At 60.8% G+C, this 11,114-nt stretch carries 11 protein-coding genes; 6 read left to right on the top strand and 5 right to left on the bottom strand.

Translation table 11 applies throughout. The annotated features are described in order from the left end of the window. A partial coding sequence (locus tag AC4DF4_RS02225) for a reverse transcriptase domain-containing protein (protein ID WP_490046483.1) occupies positions 1 to 725 on the bottom strand: 725 nt, incomplete at its 3' end. Between the two features lie 873 nt (positions 726 to 1,598). On the opposite strand from AC4DF4_RS02225, the gene AC4DF4_RS02220 reads away from it, so the two are divergent. The 4 genes from AC4DF4_RS02220 (at position 1,599) to corA (ending at position 4,282) form a co-directional block, all read left to right on the top strand. Next, positions 1,599 to 2,081: a sialate O-acetylesterase gene (locus AC4DF4_RS02220; protein WP_490046482.1), complete on the top strand. Its 483-nt coding sequence runs from the start codon at positions 1,599 to 1,601 to the stop codon at positions 2,079 to 2,081. A gap of 339 nt (positions 2,082 to 2,420) precedes the next feature. Next, positions 2,421 to 2,633 carry a hypothetical protein gene (locus AC4DF4_RS02215; protein ID WP_490046481.1) on the top strand — a complete coding sequence of 71 codons (213 nt, stop codon included), beginning with the start codon at positions 2,421 to 2,423 and terminating at the stop codon, positions 2,631 to 2,633. An 83-nt stretch (positions 2,634 to 2,716) separates the two neighbouring features. Next, entirely contained in the window at positions 2,717 to 3,010 is a 294-nt protein-coding gene (locus tag AC4DF4_RS02210) for a hypothetical protein (protein WP_490046480.1), read from the top strand. A 180-nt stretch (positions 3,011 to 3,190) separates the two neighbouring features. Next, entirely contained in the window at positions 3,191 to 4,282 is a 1,092-nt protein-coding gene (gene corA, locus AC4DF4_RS02205; RefSeq protein WP_490046479.1) for a magnesium/cobalt transporter CorA, read from the top strand. Positions 4,283 to 4,428: 146 nt separating this feature from the next. On the opposite strand, the gene AC4DF4_RS02200 is transcribed toward corA, so the two are convergent. Then, a complete protein-coding gene (locus AC4DF4_RS02200) occupies positions 4,429 to 4,818 on the bottom strand; it encodes an RbsD/FucU domain-containing protein (RefSeq protein ID WP_490046478.1) in 390 nt (129 codons plus the stop codon). A 40-nt stretch (positions 4,819 to 4,858) separates the two neighbouring features. Next, positions 4,859 to 5,737 (bottom strand): helix-turn-helix transcriptional regulator, encoded by an 879-nt coding sequence (locus tag AC4DF4_RS02195; protein WP_490046477.1) that lies wholly within the window; start codon positions 5,735 to 5,737, stop codon positions 4,859 to 4,861. Between the two features lie 188 nt (positions 5,738 to 5,925). Here AC4DF4_RS02195 and AC4DF4_RS02190 point away from each other — a divergent pair, with 188 nt between their 5' ends. Next, positions 5,926 to 7,707: an L-fucose isomerase gene (locus AC4DF4_RS02190; RefSeq protein ID WP_490046476.1), complete on the top strand. Its 1,782-nt coding sequence runs from the start codon at positions 5,926 to 5,928 to the stop codon at positions 7,705 to 7,707. 118 nt (positions 7,708 to 7,825) lie between these two features. Further along, positions 7,826 to 9,391, top strand: a complete 1,566-nt coding sequence (locus tag AC4DF4_RS02185; RefSeq protein ID WP_490046475.1) for an MFS transporter — start codon at positions 7,826 to 7,828, stop codon at positions 9,389 to 9,391. A gap of 77 nt (positions 9,392 to 9,468) precedes the next feature. Here AC4DF4_RS02185 and AC4DF4_RS02180 read toward each other — a convergent pair whose 3' ends face one another. Next, the gene (locus AC4DF4_RS02180; protein ID WP_490046474.1) at positions 9,469 to 10,077 is read right to left on the bottom strand and encodes a hypothetical protein; all 609 of its coding nucleotides are present in this window, start codon (positions 10,075 to 10,077) and stop codon (positions 9,469 to 9,471) included. A 142-nt stretch (positions 10,078 to 10,219) separates the two neighbouring features. Further along, positions 10,220 to 11,059 carry a family 16 glycosylhydrolase gene (locus AC4DF4_RS02175; protein WP_490046473.1) on the bottom strand — a complete coding sequence of 280 codons (840 nt, stop codon included), beginning with the start codon at positions 11,057 to 11,059 and terminating at the stop codon, positions 10,220 to 10,222. Positions 11,060 to 11,114 lie beyond the last annotated feature (55 nt).

Genomic DNA, 11,114 nt, shown 5'->3' with positions numbered 1-11,114 from the left:
GGCGCACCCACGTTTGTCTCCGACCACCGCCCGTCCTCGCTGACCCCGGCTTTCAGCCACTTGCGGATCAGCCGCAGCACGCGGCGGTCACCGATCCTGTGCTCCAGAAACCTGATCATCCAGTCATGGTCGATCATGTCAAAGAAACCTTCGATGTCGGCGTCCAATATCCAGTTCACCCGTTTGCTGGTGATCCCAACAGTCAGCGCATCAAGCGCGTCATGCTGGTTCTTGCCAGACCGGAAGCCATAGCTGAATCCAAGAAAATCCTCCTCGTAGATTTGCTGCAACACCTCCGACACCGCAGCCTGAACAATCTTGTCCTCCAGCGATGCGATTCCCAGCGGTCGTTTCCGGCCGTCGGGCTTTGGTATCCAGCTTCTACGCGATGGTTTCGCCCGGTAGCTTCCCCGGTGTATCCGACCATGGAGGTCCTTCAAATTCGCCTCCAGATCGCGCTCGTATTCAAACCACGTCACCCCGTCCACTCCGACCGCCGCCGTCTTCTTCAACTTGAAGAAAGAGCGGTTCAGCAAGTCTTCATCGATATGATGCAACAAGGCCGTGAACTTGAGCTTGCTGTCCTTGCGGGCAGCTCCACGCACACCTTCCAGCCCCTTTGACCCGCCATAGATCCGGCTCTGCGTCCGGGGCATGGCAGGCTGGTTGGTGTTCCTCTCGACTGGGTCCCTTTTCTCCGCCCGCTCCGCCAGTGCTTCAGACACACCTTTGTTCGCGGACTTCGTCGATACTACGGACCCATCTGACTTCCTGACAGCGTGCGTCTGGTCATTCCCGTCTGAGACGTTGAACCAGCGGTCCGTTTTGAAGCCTCTTTGCGGAGGCAGATCATTGCGGACACCATCAGGATCTCCCGGTTCTCGCGCTTGGAATTTCGACACATGCCCAGGTTCTGCGACTCCGCCGTGTCCGCCCTCACCTTGCCTTGGCGGTGGGGACGATGTTGCCTTCCCCTTGTCAGTACAAGGTCGGCACACGGGAATCTGGATTTCGGAGCTCGATGGCTGGCCTGCGTCGCCACGCACCCATGCTACACCCGGAGCGTCACCGCTCCCAGCGTAGGGCTTGTGGCCAGAGCTACTGGCTAGGTTTTCTCTGTAAGACTCTTTCATTCTCTATTCCAAGCCGGTTTATCCCGGCGCTTTCACTGACCCCATTTCCTGTTTTCCATATCAAAAGTCGCGGTCAAAAAATCTCGAAAAAGCGGTCTGGAGAAAGTATTTCTCGTTTCTAAACTTTCATTTAAAATACTCATATATGGTAAAATCCCAGTATTTAGCGGTGTATTCTTTCCTTCAGCGTCTCAGTTTTCAGCCAAAGATCGCGGGGTCTCGGATGTTGATGGCGCTCAGGATGCTACTCACCATCGGATTATTTTTGGCCGTCACGGCAGATGCCGCCACACTGATGCCTTATTTTACCATTCGTAGTCTTGCTGATGTGCCGGCAGCTCATCAAAGGCCAGCGCTATCTGATCCTCGGCAACCAGCGGCAAGCAACTGCACTACAGCCGAACCCCGCAAGAAGCCACTCACTCCACCCGTAATCCCATGATGTTCCCGTCATTCACCCGGATCTTGAGCCTGATCCTTCTCACGCTTCTGCCGCAACCCGCATGGGCGCAGGACGCCGAAGTCCCCAAGCCCGGCGGCCACCTGTTCATCCTCTCCGGCCAGTCGAACATGACCGGCAATCTGAAGCAGGGCGAGTCCGACGCGATGCGCGACCTTGGCGCGGCCTACGAGCGCAGCTTCACGACGTTGGTCGGCAATCTGAAAAAGGAACTCGCCATCGGTGAGATGCGTTTCGTCATCGGCCGCATCAGCGACCACGGCCTCCACGGCGACCAGGCCGAGGGCTGGAAGAAGATCCGCGCGATCCAACAGAAGATCGCGGAAGACGATCCGCTGGGCGGCTGGATCGACACCGACGACCTCAACGGCGGCGACGAAACGAAGCCCCAGGGCGACATCCATTACCCGGGAGGGCAGGCGGTCATCCTCGGTGAACGATTCGCCCGCGCGGCGCTCAAGCAGCTGGGTGTCGCGGTGCCGGAATAGCCCCGATTGATGGGAATGGCTGCAAGTCCGCCAAGGGCACGGGGTGGCTGAGGAAGATCTCGCCCTCATCATCCGGAAAGAACTCTCATCGACTTTTTCATGCTTAGAGGCGGCCTTAAAATCGGAAAAGGAGCGCGTTCATGCTGAACGCTGAGTCTGGCGGACATACTGTCCGCCAGAATGGTCCCATGATTCCGATGCCGCCGATGCCGCCGACAGAATGTCGGCGGCCTGAAGTTTGGCCCCTGACTAGACAAGTTCACGGGGCGAGTTTGCCCAGCCCGGTCAATCGCTCAAATTTGCCAGGACATTAATCTAGTTATGTGAATAGATTTCCGCATGGGATTCCCAACAAAAGTCCAACTCATCAGCCGCAAGGCCAGCGAGCAGTATTACATCAACTTCCCTTCCGCCGTCGCCCAAGCCATGGAGCTCACCAAGGGCGAGACCGTCGAGTGGATCATCGCTGACAAGGGCCACCTCATCCTCGCCCGCAAGGACGTCCCGCCCAACCCCATCGACATTCAAAAAAAAACGCCACCCCGCTCCTGAACGAGCGCCTTCAACAACTCATCGGCTCCGCCAGCGACCTCGCCACCCCCACCGAAAGCTGCGCCGACAAGCTCGCCCGGCACATGCCCGGCACATTCACCGTCGCCGCCTACGCCCTGCTGCGGGTCGCGGCGCTGTTAGCCCGTGCGGAGAACCAGCCCCTCGCCTTCCTGCGCCCGCCGAAATGGCGCAAAGACCACCGCGAAACCGGCCGTCTTCCATCCACCGGCGACCTGCTCCGGTTGTTGCGCGCGGAAATCTGGGCCCGCGCGCTCAATCCGGGGGCTTTCGACCACTTCACGACCGCATCTCCCCCGGACGGGAGCGTCCAAAAACCCGCGCCAGATCTATCCGCCACTCTTTTCGCCGCCGCATAATCAACAACCGCCCGGACCTATCACGCACCTAACATTACATGTCGGGGCCAAACTTCAGCGGGCGGACAAAATGTCCGCCCCCCTTACGGCTGCGCCAGGCCGCCGCCCACCACTTGCGGTGCCCCCCAGCAACCCGTTCGCCGGCTTGATTCCGCCGCCGCGCGCCCTACACTCGCGACCATGTTCACCAAGCGCCACGGCCCGCCGGGATCGTCCCCCGCCACGCTCGTCCCCCATCTGGTCGATGGCAAGGGCCGCAAACCCGGAATCCAGATCATCGAATACGACAAGGACAGTCTCGATGAGCGCGAAATCACCGACCTCTCCGAGCTCGCCGCCCATCTCGACAACCGCAAGGTCACCTGGATCAACATCGACGGCCTCGGCGACGTGGAGGCCCTCGCAATCCTCGGTGAGAAATTCAACCTCCACCCGCTCGCCCTCGAAGACGTCCTCAACACCGGCCAGCGCCCGAAAGTCGAGCAGGCACCCGACTACCTCTTCGTCGTCGCCCAGATGGTCTATCAGGAAAACAGCCACACCATCTGCGGCGAGCAGGTGAGCTTGTTTCTCGGGAAAAACTTCATCATCACCGTGCAGGAGGAGGCCGATTACGACGTGTTCGATCCCGTCCGCGCCCGCATCCGCTCCGGCCGCGGCGCGATCCGCAAGCTCAAGGCGGACTACCTCGCCTACGCCCTGCTCGACTCGATCATCGACCACTACTACCCCGTGCTCGAAGACATCGGCGGAGCCATCGAGGAACTCGAGGACGAGCTGTTGGAAAGGCCGTCCCGCGAGATGGTCCACCTGCTGCACGAATACAAGCGGAGCCTCACCCAGATGCGGCGCTTCGTCTGGCCGCTGCGGGATGTCATCAACGGCCTTCTCCACGACTCCTCCGGCTACATCGCCTCCCCCACCAAGATCTTCCTGCGCGACTGCTACGACCACACCGTCCAGCTGATGGACCTGGTGGAAAGCTACAAGGAACTCACCGCCGGACTGATGGAGCTCTATCATTCCAGCGTCGGTCTCCGCACCAACGAGGTGATGCGCGTGCTTACCGTCATCACTTCCATTTTCATCCCGCTGACCTTCATCGTCGGCGTTTACGGCATGAACTTCGCCCCCGAATCCCCGGCCGGCGAAAAGCTCCCGCTCAACATGCCCGAGCTCTATCACCCGCACGGCTACGTCGGATTGATGGCCGTCATGGCCGCCATCGCCGTGATCCAGTTGATCATCTTCAAAAGAATGAAATGGCTGTGATCCACCGGGGATGAAAAACCACGGGCGTCGGATCCCTTGTTCCGACGCCCGTGGGCCCTTTGGGGGGCTGATGTGCTATCCCTTACGGAAACGAGAATGCCACAAACCGGCCATTCCGCCATACCGCGATCGCGTAGAAAACCCGCTCAGGCCGATTCGAGGATGATGTTGCCGTAAGGCGTCGGATCGCCGGTGCGGATCAGCCCGATGGCGTGCGGCACGCGCTTTTTGAAATCGACGTGCGCCTCGCGGGTCAGCGGGATTTCACCGAAGGATTTCGTGAAACGGGCCACGGCTTCCGGCGTGTTGGCCGCCACGAACTCGTCCGCCTGCCAGATCCGGCCGATTTTGAAAACGGGCGTCAGCAAATCGAGCACGTCGAGCACCGTCGGAATCCCGTGCGTCAGCGAAATATCGACCGTCTCGATTTCCGGCCAGAAGGGAAACGCCCAGTCCGCGATCACCAGCGTGTTGGTGTGGCGGACGCGGGCGAGGAGGTCGAGGAGATGCGGATTGAGAATGGCGGTTTGGAGCATGCGCGAGTTTCCCGCTCACGATCGTTTCGTCAATCCGCTTTTAAGACGTCCACTGCGGGTGCATCGACTGCCGGAAGCGCGACGGCGGGACGTGGTGGACGGATTTGAAAACGCGGGAGAAATGGAAGGCGTCCTTAAACCCGAGCATGGCGGCCACGGATTTCACCGAGGCGTCGCTTTCCAGCAGGATGCGCGAGGCGTGCTCCATCCGCAGGCGGGTTAGAAATTGATAGGGACTCTCGTCGTGAAAGCGGGCGAACAGGCGGCAGAGATAGGGCGCGTCCACTTCACAGGCTTTCGCAATTGCGTCCAGCGTGGTGTTTGTAAGGAAGTTCCGGCCGATGAACTCCCGGCAACGCGCGTAAGTCGCATATGCCGGAGTGTCGGTGCTGACCGGTTCGGCGGCGTCATCCCGGCACATCAACAGCAGTTGGCGGGTGATCGCGGCGCAGAGCGGGCGCGCCAGCTTGGACTTGCGGATGCCGCGGTCGATCAAGCTGTCGAAGGCCCGCCGGATCGGCTCGCCCTTGACGCAACGCGAGATGAATCCGGGCTGCAGGTCGTAACGCGCCAGAAACTCCCCGACCTCGGTGCCGGTGAATCCCACGAAATACTTGCCGAGCGGATTCTCCGGCGAGGTCTCGATCGTGTGGGGAACCGACGGCCCGTAAATGTAGAAACTCCCCGGTGCCAATTCCGCCTCAGCATCTCCCAACCGGAGCTTCCCCGAGCCGTGACTGACGAACTCCAGCGAATACCACGGGAAATCGCGCCGGTCGATCCGGTAATCCGCCGAGCACCGCTCGAAGCCGCCGAAGACCACCGCGAAAATCTCGTCCTCGATCGGATCGAGAAAAAACAACCGCGAGGACTCGACTTCGTGCGAGACGAAAGAAGTGGCGACCTGGGCGCTTTCCATGCCCGCGATTCATCTCAAATCCCCGGCCCGATTCAAGACAATAATCTACATTGGATCACAGAATCATCATGCGCGGAATCCGCGAGTCCCGGCGACACCCGGATTTCGTATTCATCGGAAATTTCAAGCTGACAAATCCTGCCACGCTGCCATATCTCCGCCCGATCGACCCATTCAAAAGCATTCTTATGAAGCCATCATCTTATCCAAAAATCGGCATTCGTCCGGCCATCGACGGCCGGCTCGGCGGCGTCCGCGAGTCACTTGAAGAACGCACCATGCAGCAGGCGCAGGCCGTCGCCACGCTGATCGCCGCCGAGCTGCGCTACCCGGACGGCACGCCCGTCGAGTGCGTCATCGCCGACACCTGCATCGGCGGCGTGAAGGAGGCCGCCGACTGCGCCGACAAATTCAAAGCCGCCAACGTCGGCGTCTCGCTAACCGTCACCCCCTGCTGGTGCTACGGCTCGGAGACGATGGACATGGACCCGCATTTGCCCAAGGCGGTCTGGGGCTTCAACGGCACCGAGCGCCCCGGCGCGGTCTATCTGGCCGCCGTGCTCGCCGGCCACACGCAGAAAGGGCTGCCCGCCTTCGGGATTTACGGCAAGGACGTGCAGTCCGCCACCGACACCGAGATCCCGGCGGACGTGCGCGGCAAGCTCCTGTCATTCGTCCAGTGCGGCCTCGCCGTCGCCCTGATGCGCGGCAAGAGCTATCTTTCGATGGGCGGCACCTCGATGGGTATCGCCGGCTCGGTCGTGGATACCGCGCTGTGGGAAAAATGGCTCGGCATGCGCGTGGAAGCCATCGACATGACCGAGTTCGTCGGCCGCATGAGCAAGGGCCAATACGACCCGGCCGAATACGAAAAAGCCCTCGCATGGGTGAAGAAGAACTGCCCGGAAGGAAAAGACTACAACTCCCCCACCACCACCCGCTCCCGCGAGCAGATCGACAAGGAATGGGAAGACAGCGTGAAAATGGCGCTCATCGCCCGCGACCTGATGGTCGGAAACCCCAAGCTCGCGGAAATGGGTCTCGGAGAGCAGGCGCACGGGCACAACGCCATCGCCTCCGGTTTCCAGGGCCAGCGCCAGTGGACCGACCACTTCCCTAACGGCGATTTCCTCGAAGCCATCCTCAACTCCTCCTTCGACTGGAACGGCAAGCGCGCACCTTACATCGTCGCCACCGAGAACGACGCGCTCAACGGCGCGGGCATGCTCTTCGGCCACCTCCTCACCAACACCGCGCAGATCTTCGCCGACCTCCGCACCTATTGGAGCCTTGAGGCGATCGAAACCGCAAGCGGCAAGAAAGTCAGCCACCCGCTCATCGGCGACGGCATCCTCCACCTCATCAACTCCGGCCCGGCCGCGCTCGACGGCACCGGCGAGCAGCAAACCAACGGCACCCCGACGATGAAACCGTTCTGGGAAATCACGGATGCCGAGGTTGAAAAATGCCTCAAGGCCACCACCTGGCACCCGTCCATCACCGAGTATTTCCCCGGCGGCGGACTCAGCACCCGCTACCGCACCCGCGGCGGCATGCCGGCCACGATGATCCGCCTCAACCTCGTCGGCGGCATCGGCCCCGCGCTGCAAGTGGCGGAAGGCTACACCGTGGATCTGCCGGAAGACGTGCATGACGCGCTCGACCAGCGGACCAACCCGACTTGGCCGACTACCTGGTTTGCACCGATCCTCACCGGCAAGGGCGCCTTCACCAGCGCCTACGAAGTCATGAACCACTGGGGAGCCAACCACTGCGTGATGACCTGCGGCCACGTGGGCCACCTCTATCTGACGCTCGCCTCGATGCTGCGCATCCCGGTTTACATGCACAACGTCGGCGAGGACCGCGTCTTCCGCCCGAGCGCGTGGACCTCCTTCGGCACCGCCGATCTCGAAGGCGCGGACTTCCGCGCCTGCGCGAACTACGGCCCACTCTACGGCAAGGCCTGATCCCGATCCAGGCTCTCCCCGTCATCATGAAGGCGCTTTACTTTCCAGCCAAAGCCCTTCCGTATTGACGGGGAAGCCCGCCTCCTCGCTTCCAAAAAATCCATATCCAAAAAACATCATGAGCAAACCCGGCATCTTCACGACTTCTGACGGAAAAAACCACCTCGTCACCTTCGCCCTCGTCAGTTCGCTGTTCCTCCTGTGGGGATTCTGCAACGGCATGATCGACGTGATGGACAAACACTTCCAACAGGAACTCCACCTCACGCTCGCCCAGTCCGCCTGGGTCCAGTTCGCCCACTACCTCGGTTATTTCCTGATGGCGATGCCCGCCGGTTGGCTCGCCAGCAAACTCGGCTACAAGGGCGGCATCATCGCCGGACTGCTCATGGTCGCGGTCGGCGGGTTCTGGTTCATTCCAGCCACCAAGATCGCCACCTTCCCCGCCTTCCTGCTGGGCGTCTGCGTGATTGCGTCCGGCCTGACCTTCCTGGAAACCGTCGCCAACCCCTACTCCACGGTTCTCGGCCCGAAGCGATACGCCGCCACCCGCATCAACCTCGCCCAGTCCTGCAACGGCATCGGCTGGATCTTCGGCCCCATCGCCGGCGCCGCCTTTTTCTACGGCAAGGACGCGAGCGGCCAGAGCACCGGATCGGAAACACTATGGATTCCCTACGCCGCCATCGGTGGGTTCGTGCTCGTCCTCGCGGTGATCTTCTCGTTTTGCAAACTGCCAGACATCAAGTCGGACGATGAATTCCACCTCGATGACGCCAGCCCCGCAGGCGATGCCCCGGTCGCCAACCGCGGCGTGGCCATGGGCTTGCTGTGGCTGAACATCGTCGTGCTTTCCGTCGCCATCGGCATGATTGTTTCCGCCGTCGTCGCCATTCCATCCGTTGGAAAATCGCTCGGCTTGACCGAATCCCAAGCGCTTTGGTCCGCCTCGGGCGTGCTGCTCGCCATCGGCACCGTGGTCTTCGCCATGAAGAACCGCGCCATCTCGAACCACAGCATCTGGAGCCACCCGCATTTCTCGGGAGCCACACTCACCCAGTTTTTCTACGTCGCCGCGCAGTGCGGGGTCTTCGCGTATTTCATCAACTACATGACCTCGCAGATTCCCGCCGTCCCGGACGCGTGGAGGGCCGGGGCATTCGGCAACTGGTTTGAAATTCACAAGAACGGCATCCTCGGCCTGAGCGACAAGGGCGCTTCCACCCTCGCCTCGGTGGGCTTCATCTTCTTCCTCGCCGGCCGTTTCATCGGTGCCGCCTTGCTGAGGAAATTCTCCGCTCACAAGGTGCTCGGCACCTTCGCCATCGCGGCCGCCCTTTGCAGCTTGATGGTTCTCCTCAAACTCGGCTGGGCTTCCGCCATCGCGCTGTTCCTGAGCTACTTCTTCATGTCCATCATGTTCCCCACGATCTTCTCGCTCGGCATCCACGGCCTCGGCAGTCGCGCGAAAAAGGCCTCGTCCTTCATCGTCATGGCCATCATGGGCGGCGCCATCATGCCCAAGCTGATGGGCCACATCGCCGACACCAGCAAGGACGGCATGTCCGCCGGATTCATCGTCCCGCTCGTCTGCTTTGTGTGGGTCGCCGCATACGGTCTGTCTTGGAGCAAACTCAGCGGTTCGGACGGCGTCCTCGGCGTGGATGCCACCAAGGGCCATTGATCCTCCTCACCTATCAAAAAGGGCGGGTCCACACGTGGACCCGCCCTTTTTGACACCTGATCAATTTGACCCGTCGCTCAGGGCCCCGTGGCGGCACCCAGCCAGTTTCTCGATGTGAGACGATAGAATTTCCGGGGGCCGCTGACGCTGACGGGCCATGAAAACAATAGGGTCTGCGAGTCGCCGCCGGTGGACTCTTCGGGTAGCACCGTACCGACCTGCGCCCACGTGATCAGGTCGTCACTCGCCTCGACGATGAACTCGGGCAACGAATCGAGCGCTGACGCGGGAAAGGACCAGTTCAATCCGGTCTGGCCCGAAGCGTTCGCGGAAATGCCCCCGTTCAACGGCAGCGGCGGCGGCGCGATTTTGACGACGAGTTCCGTCGAAAAGTCACTTTCGAGCCCGTTGCCGCCGATGCTCTTCACCGCGAAATAGTAGGTCTTCCCGAACTCCATGGCGGCAACAGAAAATTCGGGAGTCGTCCCCGCGTCGTAAATCTGGGTGTATTGCCGACTCGCCGTTCCAACGTAAACCTTGTAACCCTGTATCCCGGATTCAGGAACCGCATTCCATACCAGAGGGATCGTGTGAAATGTGGCTGCACCGGCCGCCGGGGCCATCCATTGCATCCCTGCCATCAAGGCGAAAAACCTGAGAATTCCTAATGGGTTCTTAAATGTCATGCCCAATTATCGTTATCGGCCCCCAAAGCAACAGGTGGGCAATTTCGGATTCTCAGGTAGTGCGGAACTCCGCCGCGGTGTCGGGCGTTATCCCTACAAGCCCCCTTCCGCCTTCTTCCGACTTGCCCTGACACCGGGGCGTTTAGCCGGGCAGCCTCGTTTCGGCCTTCACCAATTTCCACGCGCGGACCCAGTCCACCCGCATGGTGTTCCTGGCCGGGTCTTTCAAGGACTCGATGGTGGGCAGGCCGTCCCAGGTGAAAACCTCGGTGTCGAAAAACAAATACATCGTTTCAAGAAACTCGCCGCCGGTTTTCATCTCCGCCACCCTCGCGCCATTGTGATAGAACAGGAGGGTGTCCTTGTCCCTCCACCAGACGCCGTAAACGTGGAACTCGTCCGCCGCGCCCGTCGGCATCTTCCAGCGTTGCGGAGTCGCCTTGTCGTGATCCCACGTCGGCTTGAAGTAATGGCTGTTCATCAGCATCATGCGGCCCAGCTCCGGGTTTTTGACCGAGGCGCCCAACTGCTCCACCACATCGATCTCACTGTATTTCCCCTGAAACCAGAACGACGAGGTCATCGACAAGCGCGACGCCTTGATGCGGGCCTCGTAATAGCCATACGATGCCACCGGCTGTTTCGACGAAACGCAGGCCGAATTCACCCACACATCGGACTCGGGGTTCTTGACGTCCGCTAGATCCGCGACCTTCGGTGTGGAACGGAGCAGGAGATCCCCTCCGCTCACCGCGACATTCTTCGGCTCGAACTGACTCGGCTGGCGGCCCTTCCAGTAGGGCTGGTAAGGCAGCCATTTTTTCCCATCCAGTTCCTTGCCATCGAACTCGTCCGACAACTCGGGAACCGCCTGCCATTGGAATCCAGTCGGCGCGGGAGGCGGCGTTCCCGGAGGATTGGCCTCGGCCATCGCGCCCAGCGCGACGGACAGGATTGCGGCGGCATTTAAGAGATGCATCATGGTTTTCCTTTCGGCGGGGTGTTACGTCCGTTTTCCGAAAATGTTTCCACACCGG

Source organism: Luteolibacter sp. (genome assembly GCF_058122085.1).
The sequence above is the reverse complement of the archived record's forward strand: the minus strand, read 5'-3'. Positions and strand labels throughout refer to the sequence as shown.